General features: G+C 71.8%; 12 protein-coding genes and 1 pseudogene. 5 read left to right on the top strand and 8 right to left on the bottom strand.

Annotation, left to right across the window (positions count from 1 at the left end):
- Window positions 1–11 precede the first annotated feature (11 nt).
- Complete coding sequence (dapF, locus tag ABD419_RS05675; RefSeq protein WP_344483457.1) at window positions 12–794, bottom strand: diaminopimelate epimerase; 783 nt, start codon at window positions 792–794, stop codon at window positions 12–14.
- 50 nt (window positions 795–844) lie between these two features.
- Between dapF and ABD419_RS05680 the strand changes: the two genes are divergently transcribed.
- Window positions 845–1,957, top strand: a complete 1,113-nt coding sequence (locus tag ABD419_RS05680; protein WP_344482917.1) for a nicotinate-nucleotide--dimethylbenzimidazole phosphoribosyltransferase — start codon at window positions 845–847, stop codon at window positions 1,955–1,957.
- Between the two features lie 37 nt (window positions 1,958–1,994).
- Here the strand turns inward: ABD419_RS05680 and ABD419_RS05685 are convergent, their stop codons facing one another.
- From ABD419_RS05685 to ABD419_RS05700, 4 genes and pseudogenes are all read right to left on the bottom strand, one after another.
- On the bottom strand, window positions 1,995–4,421 hold the full coding sequence (locus ABD419_RS05685) for a glycoside hydrolase family 2 protein (protein WP_344482920.1): 2,427 nt from the start codon (window positions 4,419–4,421) through the stop codon (window positions 1,995–1,997).
- A gap of 8 nt (window positions 4,422–4,429) precedes the next feature.
- On the bottom strand, window positions 4,430–5,374 hold the full coding sequence (locus tag ABD419_RS05690) for a carbohydrate ABC transporter permease (protein ID WP_344482923.1): 945 nt from the start codon (window positions 5,372–5,374) through the stop codon (window positions 4,430–4,432).
- Window positions 5,371–6,324 (bottom strand): carbohydrate ABC transporter permease, encoded by a 954-nt coding sequence (locus tag ABD419_RS05695; protein WP_344482926.1) that lies wholly within the window; start codon window positions 6,322–6,324, stop codon window positions 5,371–5,373. The genes ABD419_RS05690 and ABD419_RS05695 overlap by 4 nt, the downstream gene beginning before the upstream one ends.
- Window positions 6,325–6,394: 70 nt before the next feature.
- Window positions 6,395–7,651: pseudogene (locus ABD419_RS05700) on the bottom strand (extracellular solute-binding protein).
- Between the two features lie 340 nt (window positions 7,652–7,991).
- Between ABD419_RS05700 and ABD419_RS05705 the strand changes: the two are divergent.
- On the top strand, window positions 7,992–9,029 hold the full coding sequence (locus ABD419_RS05705; RefSeq protein ID WP_344482929.1) for a LacI family DNA-binding transcriptional regulator: 1,038 nt from the start codon (window positions 7,992–7,994) through the stop codon (window positions 9,027–9,029).
- Between the two features lie 134 nt (window positions 9,030–9,163).
- Window positions 9,164–10,546: a cellulase family glycosylhydrolase gene (locus ABD419_RS05710; protein ID WP_344482931.1), complete on the top strand. Its 1,383-nt coding sequence runs from the start codon at window positions 9,164–9,166 to the stop codon at window positions 10,544–10,546.
- Window positions 10,547–10,628: 82 nt separating this feature from the next.
- Here the strand turns inward: ABD419_RS05710 and ABD419_RS05715 are convergent, their stop codons facing one another.
- Window positions 10,629–10,826 (bottom strand): hypothetical protein, encoded by a 198-nt coding sequence (locus ABD419_RS05715; RefSeq protein ID WP_344482934.1) that lies wholly within the window; start codon window positions 10,824–10,826, stop codon window positions 10,629–10,631.
- Window positions 10,827–11,044: 218 nt separating this feature from the next.
- Here ABD419_RS05715 and ABD419_RS05720 point away from each other — a divergent pair, with 218 nt between their 5' ends.
- Window positions 11,045–12,289 (top strand): transglutaminase domain-containing protein, encoded by a 1,245-nt coding sequence (locus ABD419_RS05720; protein ID WP_344482937.1) that lies wholly within the window; start codon window positions 11,045–11,047, stop codon window positions 12,287–12,289.
- Window positions 12,290–12,990: 701 nt separating this feature from the next.
- The gene (locus tag ABD419_RS05725) at window positions 12,991–14,271 is read left to right on the top strand and encodes a vanadium-dependent haloperoxidase (protein WP_344482940.1); all 1,281 of its coding nucleotides are present in this window, start codon (window positions 12,991–12,993) and stop codon (window positions 14,269–14,271) included.
- Window positions 14,272–14,615: 344 nt separating this feature from the next.
- Here the strand turns inward: ABD419_RS05725 and ABD419_RS05730 are convergent, their stop codons facing one another.
- Complete coding sequence (locus ABD419_RS05730) at window positions 14,616–15,404, bottom strand: phosphotransferase enzyme family protein (protein WP_344482943.1); 789 nt, start codon at window positions 15,402–15,404, stop codon at window positions 14,616–14,618.
- A 31-nt stretch (window positions 15,405–15,435) separates the two neighbouring features.
- Window positions 15,436–16,569 (bottom strand): signal recognition particle-docking protein FtsY, encoded by a 1,134-nt coding sequence (gene ftsY, locus ABD419_RS05735; RefSeq protein ID WP_344482946.1) that lies wholly within the window; start codon window positions 16,567–16,569, stop codon window positions 15,436–15,438.
- Between the last annotated feature and the right edge of the window lie 29 nt (window positions 16,570–16,598).

The following is a 16,598-nucleotide window of genomic DNA, read 5'->3' on the forward strand; positions in this document are numbered from 1 at the left end:
GGCGGAGCGCGTCAGGCGCGGAAGACGCCCTCGGCCACGATCACGGCCGGGCCGGTCATGAACAGGGTCTCGTCGGTGACGGTGATGGTGAGGGTCCCGCCGGGGACGTCCACTTTGCACGTGCCGGTGCCGAGCCCGGCGTGGCTCAGGGCCACCGCGCCGACCGCGCACGCGCCGGTGCCGCAGGAGGCGGTCTCGCCGACGCCGCGCTCGTGGACGCGCATGCGCACGTGCGGCGCGGTGCCGGTCACGAACTCGACGTTGACGCCTTCGGGGAACAGCACGGTGTCGTAGCGGGGCTGGTGGAACAGCTCCAGCGCCTCCAGCTCGGCCTCATCGCCCAGGTGGCACACCAGGTGCGGGTTGCCCATCGAGACGACCTGACCGGACCACGTGAAGCCCTCCACGGACGCCTCGGAGGTCGCCCCGAACACCGCCGACCCCATGTCGACGCGCAGCTCGTCGCCCTCCACGGTGACCGTCTTGATCCCGGCGCGGGTCGCGACGGCGATCTCCGGGCCCGCGGCGAGGCCCTTCTCCAGCAGGTAGCGGGCGAAGACGCGCACGCCGTTGCCGCACATCTCGGCGATCGAGCCGTCGGCGTTCCGGTAGTCCATGAACCACTCGGCGGCCGGGTCCTCGGAGGGAGCCACGCGCAGCAGGCCGTCGCCGCCGATGCCGAACCGGCGGTCGCAGAGCGCTGCGACCTGGGCGTCCTTCAGCGGGAGGGCGTCGTCGAGGTCGGGGACGATGACGAAGTCGTTCCCGGTGCCGTGCCCTTTGGCGAACTCGATGGTGGTCACTTGGCAATTGTGCCCCACGGCCCCCGCGCTAGCCTTGTGCCGTGACACAGACGACCGACGCCGGGCCCCTCGCCGAACTGAAAGCGAAGTTCCCCAACGGGGTGTGGACGACCCGCGCGAACGCGCGGCTCCAGGACGCGCTCATCGAGGGCTCGGGCCTCGGCCGCCTCCAGGCGGCCGTCGGCTGGGCCGCCCGCATGCAGGCCACCGACGCGCCCGAGCCGTTCGCCTCGCCGCGGATGCTCCTGTTCGCCGGGGAGTACCCCGAGGGCTGGGACACCGGCGACTACGCGCCCGTCGCCGACCAGGCGGCGGCCCTGGAGCGCGGCGAGGGACCCCTCGCCGACCAGGCCGCGCGCTCGGGCCTGCCGATCACCGTGGTCCGCACGGGCGCCAGCGAGGGCGCCGAGGGCCCGCTGCTCGACGAGACCGAGCTCGACGAGGCGCTGCGGCTCGGCCGCGAGACCGCCGAGCGCGCCATCGACGGCGGCGCGGACCTCCTCCTCGTCTCCGGCCTCGGCGCGGGCGCGGTGACCGCCTCCGTCGCCGTCTGCGCGTTCATCGCCAAGGACGAGATCACGAACTTCCAGCCGCAGCTCCACGCCCCCGGCGGCTCGGTCTTCGACGCCGCGTGGATGGGCCGCATCTCGGCCCTGCGCGACCACCTCGCCTTCAACCGCGGCTTCAAGCGCAGCCCGCAGGAGCTCATCGCCCGCCTCGGCGGCGCCGAGCTCGGCGCCATGGCCGCCGCGATCTTCACCGCGGCCACCCGCTCCACGGCCGTCCTCGTCGACGGCCCCGCCGCCGCCGCCGCGGTCATGCTCGCCCGCGACTTCGGCCTGGCCGCCCCCAAGTGGTGCTACGCCCCGAACCGCTCGACCCACCCGGTCGTCGTCAAGCTCGCCAAGCAGGCCGGCCTCGCCGACGACCTCGCGCTCGAACTCGACCTCCCCGACGGCGCGGCCCTCCCCCTCGGCTGGGACCTCATCCAGACCGGCCTCCGCATCTCCCAGTCACTCCCCATGCCCGCCAAGCCCGAGCCGGAACCCGAACCGAACGAGCCCGTCGTGGGCGGCATCGGCCCGGTCCCCACGCCCGAGGCCAGCGAGGAAGCCCTCGAATCCAACGAACCCCCGGCGGGCGAGAAGGCCTAGGACACGACGGACGGCCGAACGCGGTTCGGACCCTGCGTCAGTCGTTGATCGCGCGCAGGACCGGCTTCGCGGTCAGGGCCGCCGTCAGTTCGGGTGAGGCCGCGATGGCCTCGCTCGTGACGGTGAAGGTGACCTGCTCGCCGGGGATGAGCGTGACCAGAGCCTTGTCGACTGTGGCGTCGGGGTCGAGGCGGTCGGCGAAGACGCAGAGGTCGCGGAGCACGGTGTCGGCCGAGACGGTGAGGGCCACGCCGCCGTCCACGACCTGGGTCGTGGCGGTGAACCGGGCCGTCGGCCAGTCCATGTCCTTGTCCTCCTTGGTGAACCAGGTCGCGCGAGGGAAGTCTTCGCGGCCGGTCACCAAGAACTCGCCGGGCGCGGGGGCGGTCGTGCCGTCGAGGACGAGCTCGTCGGTGCCCCGCGGTCCGATCTCGATCTCCAGGAGCGCGCGGCCGGTGATGCGGCCCTCGGCGGTGCACTTCCAGAAGCCGATCACGCCGGTCCAGGCCTCGGCGGCGTCGTTGACGACGACCAGCTTCACGCCGTCGCCGTGCGGCTGGAAGGTGACCATGCGGTCGGCGTAGACGTCGCGCAGGGCGTACCAGAGCGGCTTGAGCCGCTCCTCGCCGTCGATCGCCGCCCAGGAGGTCACCGGCCAGCAGTCGTTGAGCTGCCACACGACCGCGCCCGTGCAGTACGGCTGGAGGGCGCGGAAGTGCTCGATGCCGAGGCGGATCGCGCGGGCCTGGTTCACCTGCGTGAAGTACAGCCAGTCGTCGAAGTCGCGCACCGGCGGCAGGTGGGCGTCGAGGCCGCGCTGGAGCTTGGCCTGGCCGTCGGCGGCCTTCTGGTGCCACAGCATGTTCGGCGTCTCGGCCTGGAGCGGCTCGTCGGTCGTCATGCGCCGCACCGTGGCCCACGTCGGCGGGGCCTGGTAGCCGAACTCGGCGACGAAGCGCGGCCGCCAGTCGCGGTAGTGCGCGTAGTCCTTCTGGTTCCACACGTCCCAGATGTGGACCGACGCGTGCGCCTCGTCGTTCGGGTGCAGCTCGCGCACCCCCGAGTAGGGGCTGCCGGGCCAGTACGGGCGGGTGCCGTCGACTTCGGCGACGAGCTTCGGCAGCAGCTCGTGGTAGAACCCCGCGCCCCACGTCAGCTCGCCGAGCGGCCCCTGCCAGTCCCAGTCGTGCCAGCCCCAGATGTTCTCGTTGTTGCCCGTCCACGTCACCAGGCTCGGATGCGGGGCGAGGCGGGCGAGGTTGTCGCGCGCCTCCGCCTCGACCTCGGACCAGAACGGCTCCTCCTCCGGGTAGGCGGCGCAGGCGAACAGGAAGTCCTGGCCAACCATGAGGCCGAGCTCGTCGCAGAGCCGGTAGAAGTCCTCCGACTCGTACACGCCGCCGCCCCAGACGCGCACGTAGTCGATCCCGGCCGCGACGGCCTGGCGCAGCCGCCGCTCCAGGCGCGCGGGGTCGATCCGGCTGAACAATGCCTCGTCGGGGATCCAGTTGACGCCCTTGACCCACACGGCCTCGCCGTTGATCCGCAGCGTGTACGGGCGGCCGTCGGCGTCGGGCTCGGTGTCGAGCTCCACGGTGCGGAAGCCGACCCGGTGCGACCACGAGTCGAGCTCCTCGCCGCCCGAGCGCAGCGACACCGAGACGTCGTACAGCGGCTGCCCGCCCCGGTCGTGCGGCCACCACAGCTCCGGGTCGTCGACCACGACGCGCGCCTGCGCGGTGCCCGCGCCGGCCGGGACCGGCAGAACCGCGGTGTGATCGCCTGCAGTGCAGACGAGTTCGAGGTCGGCGTCCCCGGCGCGCTGGAGGTCGACGGCGAAGTCGACGACGCCGCGGCCGGCCTCCACGGACACGCGCGGCACGACCTCGGCGAGGCGGGCGGTCCGCCACGTCTCCAGGCGCACCGGCCGCCAGATCCCCGCGCTCGCGAGGTTCGGTCCCCAGTCCCAGCCGAAGTTGCAGGCGGCCTTGCGGATGAAGTTCCCGGGCTCGTCGTAGGCGTTGGGGCGGTCGCCGAGCCGGGCGCGCTGGGCCTCGGCGTACGTGTACGGGGAGGTGAACGCGACCTCGAGTTCGTTGGCGCCCTCGCGGATCGCGGCGCGCGCGTCGAAGCGGTAGCGGCGGTGCATGTTGGCGGTCTCGCCCACGACCGCGCCGTTGAGGGAGACGCGGGCGACGGTGTCGAGGCCGTCGAAGACGAGGTCGACCCCGTCCCAGTCGCCGGGCTCGAAGTCGAAGGTGGTCCGGTAGGTCCAGTCGCGGCGGCCGACCCAGGCGACGGCGCGCTCGCCGTCGTCGGTGTACGGGTCGTCCACGAGCCCGGCGGCGAGGAGGTCGGACACCACCTCGCCAGGCACGGTCGCTGGGACGGGGCCGTCGGCGGCCGGCGTCCCGGGGTCCCCGGTGACGGTCCAGCCTTCGTGAAGGGTGCTCTTGGCGCTCAAAAAGACTCCTATGCCTTGATTCCGGAGAGAGCGATGCCTTTGATGAAGTGCTTCTGGAAGAGGAAGAAGAACACGACCGTGGGCAGCGTAGCCATCATCGACGCGGCCATGGCCACGCCCATCGACCCCGGGCTGGAGACGATCGCGTTGCTCAGGTTCGACAGGGCGATCGGCAGGTTGAACAGCTCCTCGGTGCGGATGATGATGAGCGGCCACAGGAAGTTGTTCCACTCCCCCAGCGCCACGAAGATCGCCATCGCCGCCAGCGCGGGGCGCAGCAGCGGCAGGATGATCGTCCACCAGATGCGCCACTCGCTCGCGCCGTCGACGCGGGCGGCGTGGACGAGCTCGTCGGGGATCGACCGCAGGTACTGCACGAGGAAGAACACCACGAACGACTTCGCCAGGCCGGGGACGATGTACCCCAGGTACGAGTCGGTCATGCCGAGGTCGGAGACGAGCAGGTAGTTCGGGATGAGGCTGACCTGCCACGGGATCATCATCGAGGAGATGATGAGCACGAACACGGTGCGGCGGCCGGGGGCGGCGGTCTTGGTGAGCATGTACGCCGCGAGCGAGGCGATGAGCAGGCTCGCCACGGTGACCGCGACGGTGACGCCGAAGGTGTTGAGCGCGAAGCGGAGGAAGCCGCCGGCGACGTCGGGCCAGCGCTGGAGGACGCCGGGGACGGCGTCGGGGTTGGGGTCGCCGCCGGCCGCGGGGGCGTCCGGGTCGTAGAACGAGTCGAGCGAGGGGTCCTGCGGGAAGAACGTCGGCGGGTTGCGCATGAGTTCGGGGACGGTCTTGAACGCGGCGATGATCATCCACCAGAAGGGGATGAGGACGACGACGGCCCACAGGTAGAGCGGGAGGCGCGCGAGTTCGGCGCCGAGGTTGATCTTCCTGGGGCGCTTGGTGACGGTGCCCGCCGAGCGAAGCGTCTCCACACTCATCGGTCGAACTCCTTGAAGGTCTTGGTGACGCGCAGCTGGACCAGGGTCACCAGGAAGATGATCGCGAAGAGGATCCAGGCGATGGCGGAGGCGTAGCCGAGCTGGAAGCGGTTGAAGCCCATGTCGTAGAGGTAGGGGACGATCGTGAGGGCGCTGTCGAGGGGTCCGCCGACGATCGAGGCGGACCGGCGCCACAGCAGGTAGACCGGTTCGAAGACCTGGAACGCGCCGATGGTCGAGGTGATGAACACGAAGACCAGGACGGGGCGCAGCAGCGGCAGGGTGATGTGCCAGAACTGGCGGGCCTTGGAGGCGCCGTCGATGGAGGCCTGCTCGTACAGCTCGTCGGGGATGGCGTTGATGCCGGCGACGAAGAGGACCATGGCGTAGCCGGCGCCGCCCCAGACGGCCATGGTGACGAGGATCGGGATGCTGACGGCGGGGTCGGCGAGCCAGGAGTGGTTGCCGCCGCCGAAGAAGCGGGAGACGGTGTTGGCGAGGCCCCAGGAGTCGACCATGAAGATCCACTTCCAGACCAGGACGACGCCGACGCCGGCGGAGACCGAGGGCAGGAAGAAGACGGTGCGCAGGAGGCGGTCGCGCAGCGAGGTGGATTTGAAGGAGATCGCCAGGAGCAGGCCGAGGACCATCGTGAGGACGACCGAGCCGATGACGTACTTCACGGTGTTCGCGATGGCCTTGTGGAACCGGTCGTCGCGGAGGATGAGCTCGGCGAAGTTGTCGAAGCCGACGAAGGCGGGCGGCCTGATGGCGTTGAAGTCGGTGAGCGAGTAGTAGATCGAGCGGATGAGCGGGTAGATGAGGAAGACGGCGAAGAGCAGCGCGAAGGGCAGCAGCATCGCGTAGGCGGGGCCGTACCGCTGGAGGCGGTGGGAGGGGCGGCCGCGGCGGGCGGGCGCGTCCGGTGCGGCGGTCTGCGTGGCGGTCAAGGGAGGCTCCGAGGCGGTGAGGGTGGGTCCGGGAGCGGCCGCCGCGCGGCGGCCGCTCCCGGCCGTTCGGCTACTGGAGGGTGGCTTCCATCTCGGTCTTGGCCGCGGCGAGGGCCTCTTCGACGGGGACGCCTTCGAGGACGATGGACTGGAGGGCGAGCTGCACGTTCGGGGAGGCGGGCTCCCAGCCGGAGCAGTTGGGCGGGCCGACGGAGGTCTCGAAGATCTCGGTCAGGGCGCCCTTGTTGGCGTCGTCGAGGTGGGTCTCGGCGACCTTGTCTGTGCGCGGGGGCAGCCACAGGACGTTGTTGGCGGCGGCGGTGTCGAGCATGGCGGCGACGCCTTCGTCGGAGTAGACGGAGTCGATGAACGCGGCGGAGGTGCCGGGCGCGTCGGACTCGGCCATGACGCCCATGACGTTGCCGCCGATGAAGGACCCGGCGTTGGCGGGGCCGGCGGGCAGGGGCGCGGAGCTCCACTTGCCCTCGAGTTCGGGGAAGCCGACGGCGAGGCCGTCGTAGTTCCAGGAGCCGCCGGTGGCGAAGACGTACTCGCCGGCGGCGAAGCCGGAGATGTCGGGCTGGTCGGTGGGGACGTTCTGCTCGCTGAAGCGGGCGGCCCAGTACTCGGTGCCGGCGACGACTTCGGGCGAGTCGACGGTGACCTCGGTGCAGTCCTCGCTGTAGAGGCTGCCTCCGGCCTGGTGCATGTAGTTGAACCAGTCGAGCCAGCCGATGGGCTCCCAGGTGGAGATGAAGGGGGTCTCGTAGCCGGCGGCCTACAGCTGGGTGATGGCGGCGTCCATCTCGTCCCAGGTGGCGGGGACCTCGAGGCCGTTCTCGGCGAGGATGTCGCTGCGGTAGAACATCGCGTAGGTGGTCATGTTGAGGGGGACGCCGTAGAGCTCGCCGCCGGGGGACTCGATCGACTGCCAGAGGCCGTCGATGACGTTGGACTCGAGGTTCTCGGTCTCGTACTGGCGCAGGTCGACCAGGCCGCCGAGCTCGCCGAACTCGATGCCCCAGGAGAGGCCGCCGGTGAAGACGTCGGGGCCGTCGCCGCTCTGGATGGCGGTGAGGATCTTGGTGTGGGCGTCGGCCCAGTCGATGATCTCGACCTCGACCTTGACGCCGGTCTCGTCCTCGAAGAGGGCGCCGGCGGCGTCGAGCATCGGCTGCTGGGAGGCGTCGCCGGTGTGCCAGACGGTGATCGACTCGGCGTTCTCGTCTTCCATGCTGGTGGCCTCGCCGCCGTTTCCGGTGTCGGAGCAGGCGGCTGCGGCGAGCGCCAGGGCGGCGGCCGCTGCGGCCGCGCTGAAGCGCTTCATTCTCGAGTTCACGGTGACGTTCACTCCGTTCGCGTGTAGAGGGGTTTCACCGGCCGCGCACCGACGTCTCCAGCTGACCGCGAGGCGACGGCGCTTAACCGGATAAGTGCTCCGAACCTATCGGCCTGGTCACGGTCAGTCAATGTATTGACGGCACCTTAATCAAATTGAAATCATGAATTTCGATATCTAGATGGATGGGCGGCGGTGTTCGGCTGAACCGGTTCGCGGCGGGCGTGAGATACAGTCTGGAAGCCGGTGCCGCACGCACGGTCATCCGGCCGCCCGCGCCTCCCCCGGCGGCCCCTGCGGGCGGACTTGTGCGCGGAGAGGACCACCGATGACCAGGCGCGTGACCATCGCCGACATCGCCACGGCGGCAGGGGTGTCGAAAGGCGCCGTCTCGTACGCGCTCAACGGCCGCCCCGGCGTCTCCGAGGCCACCCGCGCCAAGATCCTCGCCATCGCCGAGGAGATGGGCTTCGTCCCCAACCGCGCGGCCCGCTCGCTCTCCGTCTCGACCGCGCAGGCGGTCGGCCTGGCCCTGCGGCGCTCGGCCCGCACGCTCGGGATCGAGCCGTACTTCATGGAGCTCATCTCCGGCATCGAGGCGACCCTCTCGGCCGGCTCGTACGGCCTGACCCTCCAGATCGTCGACACCGTCGAGGAGGAGATGGAGGTCTACCGCCGCTGGTGGGCCGAGCGCCGCGTCGACGGGGTCCTCCTGTGCGACGTGGGGATCGAGGACCGGCGGCTCGACTTCGTGGCCGACCTGGGGCTGCCCGCGGTCGCCGTCGGCGGCCCGGTCGCGGGGGCGCGCTTCCCCGCGGTCTGGCACGACGACGCCGAGCCGTGCCGCGAGATCCTCGAGTACCTGCACGCGCTGGGGCACCGCCGCATCGCGCGGGTCGCCGGGTTCGCGCACCTGCTGCACACCGCACAGCGCGACGCCGCCTACGCCGAGACCGCCGCCGAACTGGGACTCGACGGCATGACCACGGTCCACAGCGACTACACCGGCGAGCAGGGCGCGCGCATCACGCGGCGGCTCCTCAGCTCCGCCAAGCGCCCCACCGCGATCATCTTCGACAACGACGTGACGGCGGTGGCCGGACTCGGCGTCGCACACGAGCTCGGCATCGCCGTCCCCGACGGGCTGTCGATCGTGGCCTGGGACGACTCGCCGCTGTGCCGGCTGACCCATCCCGCGCTGACCTCGCTCACCCGCGACATCACCGCGTACGGATCGCAGTGCGCCGAGGCGCTCCTGGCGCACATCGGGCCTCCGCCCGCCTCCGGCGAGGCGCCCGCTTTCTCGGTTCAGTTCCGGCCCGCGCAGCTGTCGCCGCGCGGTTCCACAGGTCCCGCGCGCGGCTGAGCCGCCGGCCGGGCGTCGTACCTGGAAGGACAAATCCAGGGCACGTCTTGAACCCCATCGATATTTATGGTTCTCTATGTTGAGGTCGGGATTAACCGATTCATCTCACACCTGAACCTACAGATGGGATCACCATGGAACTCGGCACCACCGACGCCGCCCCGGCACGGCGTCGGATGCGCACCTGGCTGATGGCGGCCGCAGCGGCCCTCGCCATCGCCCTGACCGGCATGTGGCAGCTGGTCCCCGCCAGCGCCCAGCAGGGGGGCTTCACGATCGACGGCACGCAGCTGATCGACGCGAACGGCAACCCCTTCATCATGCGCGGCACCTCCCACCCCGACGTCTGGTACGAGGGCGAGTTCGCCAGCTACGGCGAGATCTCGGACCTGGGCGCCAACACCGTCCGCGTCGTCCTCGGCTCGGGCCAGCGCGCGTGGGGCGTCTCGACCGCCTCGCGGGTGCAGCAGATCGTCGACGAGTGCAAGGCGCAGCGCCTCATCTGCATGCTCGAAGTGCACGACACCACCGGTTACGGCGAGCAGTCCGGTGCGGCCACCCTGGATCAGGCCGTCACCTTCTGGCAGGGCCTGTACAGCGTGCTCGACGGCGAGGAGGCGTACGTCCTCATCAACATCGGCAACGAGCCGGTGGGCAACACCAACCCGCAGCAGTGGACGCAGCAGACCGTGGACGCGATCGAGCGGATGCGGTCCATCGGCTTCGAGCACACGCTCGTGGTCGACGGCCCGAACTGGGGCCAGGACTGGCAGAACGTCATGCGCGACAACGCGGAGACGGTGGCCGCGGCGGACGAGGACGGCAACACGCTGTTCTCGATCCACATGTACGCCGTGTACACCAACCCGCAGGCGGTCGTCGACTACCTCGACGCGTTCGAGGAGATGAACCTGCCGCTCATCATCGGCGAGTACGGGGACACGTTCCAGGGCCAGACGGTCGCCTGGGCGACGATCCAGTCCGAGGCCGAGGCGCGGGGCATCGGCTGGCTGGCGTGGTCCTACTCGGGCAACACCGGCGGCGAGCTCGACCAGGTGACGAGCTTCAACCCGTCGCAGCTGACCACGTGGGGCCAGCGGGTCTTCACCTCCGCCAACGGCATCCAGAACACGGCCGAGCGCGCGACGGTCTTCGGCGACGACCCGGACCCGACCGACCCGACCACGACCCCTACCGAGGACCCGACGAACGAGCCCGGCGGCGACTGCACCGCGGCCATCGGGATCGTCAACAACTGGGGCTCGGGCTGGCAGGGCAAGGTGACGGTGACCGCCACCGGCGCCGCGCTCGACGGCTGGCGGCTCACCTGGACGTGGGCGGGCACCACCCGGATCACGTCCTCGTGGAACGCGACGATCACGGCCTCGGGGGCGGGCGTGACCGCCACCGACGTGGGCTGGAACGGCACGGTCTCCTCGGGCCAGTCCCGCGAGGTCTTCGGATTCATCGGGTCGACCCCGGCGGCGACGCCGACGGTCACCTGCGAGGCGATCTAGCGCTCGGGCGCTGATCGGTGCGAAGAGACGGCGGAGGCCGCCGGACCGTTCGGTCCGGCGGCCTCCGCTGAGCGCGCGGTGATCAGCCGTTCTTGGTCGGGAGCTGGAACTTGCCGACCCCGCCCTTCGGCTGCTGCGAGCGGACCTTCGACTTCTTGTCGCCGATCGCCTGGTGGCCGGCCTTGCCGGTCTTCTTGCCGCGGGCGAGCGCGCGGCGCTCCTCGCGGTTGAGCGGCGCGTCTTCGGCGTCCTGCTGCGGTTCCGGAGTCTCAGCGGTCATGCGGATCCCCTATCTCGGGTCGAGGTTGAAGAGACGTTGAGCGCGAAACGGAGCGTTGCTCTACGTCTCAATGACGGCACTCATCGTGTCGGCTGGTCGGCGCTCGCGCCCACAGCGGCCGTATCTCTTCTAAAGGATCATGCCGCCCACTCTAGCGTCATCGAATCGTCAACACAACGGTGTTTGCGACCGCCCCCGCGGTGACTACCCTCATACGCATGACACAGGCCCCTTCGTCGGCGAAGCTCGCGCGCGTGCGGACCGTCGCCCAGGACGCGATGCGCGGCGCGCGGTGGTGGACGCTCCTCGACCTGGAGAAGACGCTGCGCGCGGACGCGGAGTTCTGGCGCGACCTGTGGGCGCCGTCCCTGGCGATCGCGGCGCACAAGGTGGGGCTCAAGCACGCGCGGGCGAAGCTCGACGAGGCGATCGGGGCGGGCTTCCACCAGACCGACCTGTTCGAGCCGGAGCTCTCGGCCGCGTTCGGGGCGGACCCGGACTGGGCCGAGGTGCTGGAGCGGGCGAAGGCGAACGTCCCCGCGCCGCCGCTGCGGATCACCGCGTGGCCCCAGCCGGCGGCGGCCGCGCCGCTGCGCCTGGACCGGATCGAGGCGCATAGGGAGTCGCAGCTGACGACGCGCCTGCCGCGGCCCGCGGCGGGGGCGTGGCAGACCGCGCGGGACCTGCTGGCGTGGACGTCGGCACGGTGGCGGCACGCGAACGCGCGCATCAACACCGGCGACGCGCTCGACGTCCTGGAGCAGGTCGCGAACGGGGCCCGGTACTCGTGCGTGGAGTACTCGATCGTGCTGGCGCAGGGGCTGAACGCGCTGAAGATCCCGGCGCGGCGGGTGTGGCTGCGGCGCGGGGACTACCACGACGGGGTCGGGCAGGGCCACGCCGTCGCGGAGGCGTGGATCGACGACCTGGACCGGTGGGTGCTCCTCGACGGGCAGCACGGCGCGTACTGGGCCGACGAGGACGGGCGGCCGCTGAGCCTGCCGGAGCTCCAGGCGCGCGAGCGGCCCGCGAAGCCGGTGCACGTGGGGCCGCGGCGGGCGATCCAGGACCCGGGGCTGTGGTGGGCGTACTTCGCGCACGCCTCGGTGACGGGCGCGGCGTGGGCGCCGGACGGGTACGTGCCGCTGTTCCAGGACGGCCAGGTGCTGCCGACCGAGCGGCTGCTGCGCGACGCTGCTGAGGCGTACCCGTGCCTGTCCGACGTCGCGATCGGCGTGACCGCCCAGGGCGGCGCCCCGGCGGTGCGCATCCGGCCCGAGCACCCGTACGCGATCGGCGGCACCTGGAACGGCGACCCGATCACGGCGCCCCCGAAGGCCCCCGCCGATCGGCGCTTCACCCGCGAACTCGACCGCCGACCGGGCGAGCACAAGGCCGAGGTGGCGGCCCTGACCCCGTACGGCCCCTTGGCGAGCCGCGAACTGCGGTGGACGGCGGCCTAGCGGCGCGCGCCGGTCCGCACCGGACATGCGGCGGCCCGCCGCCGGAGCCGGGCGCACGCCGACGCCAATGCGGCCTGCGCTGACGGAGATGCGGCTCACGCCTCGATCGGGTGACCCGGTCGGCCCGGATCGTCGGACCCGGCGGGCAGAGTGGGATGTAGGAAATACCCACCCAGTGGGTGGGGCGGGACGACCCCCGCCACCCGCCACCATCCGACATCGTCGCCCGGCACCGCCGCCCGACCCCGCCACTCGCACGCTCGCTCGCCGATTACGGCGTCATCGTCCGCCACCGCCGCCGCGCAACCGGCCGCCCCACCTGGTCACCGTTGCCGCCGGGTTTCGCGGGCGGAACGATCCGATGCATTCTCTAGTATTCCGATGGGATTACTGCTACGGTGAGTTCATGAAGCCCGCCAACGCATTCGCACAGCGGCGCGAGGTCGACCAGATGCGCGTCGCGAGCGCCCTCTGTCGCTGACCCACCTCCCGCCGGTCCGCGCAGACCGTTCCTCCCCTGCGACGTCGCCCGGACCGGCGGGGTCTACCGCTCCCCTACCGCCGCAACGGCTCCCGCTGCGGCGCGGCCGCTCGGCCCGCCTCGCGCGGGGAGCGATCGCCCCGGGCCGCTTCGGCCCCCGCCGCCACGGCTCCCCGAACTCCGTTCCCCGCCACCTGCAACCCGCCACGCAAGGAGCACCATGACCGCCACCGACCGCACCCGCACCTCGATCTCCCGCGGCGCCGTCACCGCCGCCGCCCCCGTCGAGGCGGCCGGAGCCGCCGTCGGCGTCTCGGCGCCGGCCGCCGCGCACGGCGGCGCCGCCGCGGCCGTCCTCGGCTGGTTCGACGCCACCAACGCCGCCGTCACCGCGGCGCCCGCCACGGCGCAGGTCACCAACAGCCGCACCTGGGCGATCGCCTGGCTCGCCGCGGCCCGCGCCGTCCGCCGGGTCCCCCACGGCGTCAACGCGAAGCACTACCGCGAGGCCGCCCTCGCGGCCGCCGTCCACCGGGCCCTGTCCGCGCTCGCGCCCACGCAGCAGTCCGCCCTCGACGCGGCCCTCGACGCCGCGCTCGACGAGGTCCCGGACGGGCGCGCCAAGCGCAAGGGCGTCGCCGCCGGCGTCGACCGCGCCGACGACCTGCTCGCCGACCGCATCGGCGACGGCCTCGACCCCGCCTCGGTGAGCCCGCCATGGACCCCGCCCGCCGCCGCGCCCGGCGTGTGGCAGCCGACCCCGCCCGCGTTCGCCCCCGCCGCGCAGGCCGGCACCCGGTTCGCCGTCCCGTTCGCGCTCGACAGCGCCGACCAGTTCCGCCTCGACCCGCCCCCGGCGCTCGGCACCCCGCAGTACCGCGCCGACCTCGACGAGGTCTACGCGTACGGCGGCCTGGGCAGCACCGCGCGCACCCAGGCGCAGACCGACACCGCGCAGTTCTGGCTCGGCAGCTCGTTCGTCCTCTACAACCCCGTGCTCCGGGCCGCCCTGGAGCACCACGACGGGTCGCTGCGCGACCAGGTCGAGCTCGTGGCGCTGTTCCACGTCGCCTCGGTCGACACCCAGATCGCCACGTCCGACTCGAAATACGCCTACCTGTGGTGGCGCCCGGTGACCGCCATCGCGGGGGCCGTCGAGGACGGGGACCCCGCCACCGTGCAGGACCCGTCCTGGACGCCCCTCCACACCACGCCGTCGCACCCGGACTACCCGAGCGGCCACAACACCTACTCCGGCTCGGCCGAGGAGGTGCTCACCCAGCTCGTGGGCGACGGGCCCGGCGCGGCCTTCACCATCCCGAGCCCGAGCGCGCCGGGCGTGACCCGCACGTACACCGAGTGGCACCCGCTCACCACCGAGAACACCGACGCGCGCGTCTGGTCCGGCATCCACTCGCGGTCCGCGGACCTCGCGGGCGTGGAGCTGAGCCGGAACGTCGCGGCGTACGTCCTCGGCCGCGCGGACGAGCTGCTCGCATAGGACTTCGCTCCTGAGGAGTCGGGCGCCCCGGTCGCATGTGCAGGCGGCCGGGGCGCCCGTCTTGCTGCGCCGCAACGGTTTCGAGTCAAAGTCAGGGTGCGGCGGATACCCTCCCGGGACACTTAATATTGATAGTTGCCGATGTATTGACAGGCAAACGCTCGCACGGTAGGTTTGCTCCAATTCACGCAAGTCCATCGCGCTCAGCACTCCTCCACGGCGGCGCGGCCCATCAGGAATTCAGACTACGGGCCCGCGAGTCGTGATTGGGAGCGCTCCACTGGGCGAAGACCCCCGGCTCCCGGCTCGTCGGAGGGTCTTCGCCCTCCGCCCTGGGACGGGGCCTAGCGCAGCGCCTCGTCGAGGATGTACCGCTCCGCGTCGAGCAACCGCAGGTCCCGCGCCGGGCGGCGCAGGTGCCCCTTCTGGACGATCCGCTCGAACGCGGGGTCCCCGGCCTGCGCCATGCGGCGGATGCCCTCGATGTGGTCCACGATCCGCTTGCGGATCACCTTGATGAAGCGCTGCCGGTCGCGATCGGAGAGCCCGTACGCGTCGGCGAACATGCGCAGCCGCCGCGCCCGGTCGGGCTTCTTCCAGCCCAGCGTGATCGAGTCGCGGTCGGTGAAGATCGGCACCCAGGTCCAGGCCGCGTACGCCACGTCGTAGATCCGCGCCCCCGGGCTCGCCAGGTCGAAGTCGATGAGCGAGAGCGTCCCGTCGGGGCGCCAGACCACGTTGTGGGGCGCCGCGTCGTGGTGGCAGATGACCTCGGTGTCCGGCGGCGGCGGCCCGAAGGACCGCCAGGTCGCGCCCGGCGCGGGCCGGAAGCCGAACTGCGCGTCGTGGTACATGCGCAGCATCTTCGCGACCGCGCTCATGGTCTCGTCGGTGGTCCAGTGCGGGGCCAGCGGGTACTTGCCCGGCTCGCCCTCCACGAAGGACAGCACCTCGCGCGCGTGCTCGTCGATGCCCAGCACCCGCGGCGCGCCCGTGAAGCCGGCGCCGTCGAGGTGCCTGAGCAGGGCGTGGACCGCGGGGGTCCAGGGTCCGGTGTTCCGGCGGACCGTGTCCCCCAGCCGGATGACCGTGCTCGTGTTGCCGCCAATAAGCGGAATCTCGTCTTGGCTCACCGGTTCCCGCCGTGCCCTTGCGCCTGCTGTGTCAGCTCTCGGCGCCGTCGACGAGTGCGTCGACGAACGCTCCGACCTCGAACGGGGCCAGGTCGTCCGGGCCTTCTCCGAGTCCGACCAGCTTAACCGGTACCCCCAACTGCCGCTGAACCGCGATCACGATCCCGCCCTTCGCCGAGCCGTCGAGCTTGGTCAGCACGATGCCGGTCACCTGCACGACCTCGCCGAAGACCTTCGCCTGCTGGAGGCCGTTCTGGCCGGTGGTCGCGTCGAGCACCAGCAGCGTCTCGGCCACCGGGCCCTGCTTCTCGATGACCCGCTTGACCTTGCCGAGCTCGTCCATCAGCCCGGACTTGTTCTGGAGCCGGCCAGCGGTGTCGATGAGCACCACGTCGGCGCCCTCGTCGGCCCCGGCCTTGACGGCGTCGAACGCGACCGACGCCGGGTCGGCGCCCTCGCCGCGGCGCACGACCTTCGCGCCCACGCGGGCGCCCCAGGTCTCCAGCTGCTCGGCGGCGGCGGCGCGGAACGTGTCGGCCGCGCCCATGACGACGGTCCGGCCCTCGGCGACGAGCACCCGGGCGACGCGGCCGCAGGTGGTGGTCTTGCCGGAGCCGTTGACGCCGACCATGAGGATCACCGCCGGGCCCTCCCCGCCGGGCGCGGAGGTCGCGATCGACCGGTCCAGGTCCGGTTCGAGGACCGCGGTCAGCTCGGACTTGAGCAGGCGCCGCAGCTCCTCGGGGTCGCGGGTGCCGAGAACCCGGACCCGCTCGCGCAGGCGCTCGACGACCGCGGTCGTGTCGGCGATGCCGACGTCGGCGGTCAGCAGGGTCTCCTCGACCTCGTCCCACACGTCGTCGTCGAGCTTGTCGCTCGCCAGCAGGGCCAGGAGGCCCTTGCCGAGCGCGTTGTTGGAGCGGGCCAGGCGCGAGCGCAGCCGCACCAGGCGGCCCGCGACGGGCTCGGGGGCCTCGACCGCCGGCGCGGCCGGCGCGGCCTCAGTCTGCGGGGACTCGGCCTGCGGCTCGTCCTCGACCTGCGGCTTCGGCTCGGCCGTCGCGACCGGAGCCGGCTTCCCACGGCCGCGCACGCCGACCACGACGCCGACGACGACGGCGATCGCGACGACGGCCGCGACCACCCAGATCCACAGGTTGTCCACAGGTAAGCCCTCCACGAGTTGACGATCGT

The sequence above is a fragment of the Glycomyces endophyticus genome, from assembly GCF_039531525.1.
GTDB lineage: Bacteria > Actinomycetota > Actinomycetes > Mycobacteriales > Micromonosporaceae > Glycomyces > Glycomyces endophyticus.

Excerpts from the sequence above, each read along its gene's own strand:
- ABD419_RS05690 (WP_344482923.1), bottom strand. The coding sequence starts at position 5,374 with ATGAGTGTGGAGACGCTTCGCTCGGCGGGCACCGTCACCAAGCGCCCC.
- ABD419_RS05705 (WP_344482929.1), top strand. The coding sequence starts at position 7,992 with ATGACCAGGCGCGTGACCATCGCCGACATCGCCACGGCGGCAGGGGTG.
- ABD419_RS05710 (WP_344482931.1), top strand. The coding sequence starts at position 9,164 with ATGGAACTCGGCACCACCGACGCCGCCCCGGCACGGCGTCGGATGCGC.
- ABD419_RS05715 (WP_344482934.1), bottom strand. The coding sequence starts at position 10,826 with ATGACCGCTGAGACTCCGGAACCGCAGCAGGACGCCGAAGACGCGCCG.
- ABD419_RS05720 (WP_344482937.1), top strand. The coding sequence starts at position 11,045 with ATGACACAGGCCCCTTCGTCGGCGAAGCTCGCGCGCGTGCGGACCGTC.
- ABD419_RS05725 (WP_344482940.1), top strand. The coding sequence starts at position 12,991 with ATGACCGCCACCGACCGCACCCGCACCTCGATCTCCCGCGGCGCCGTC.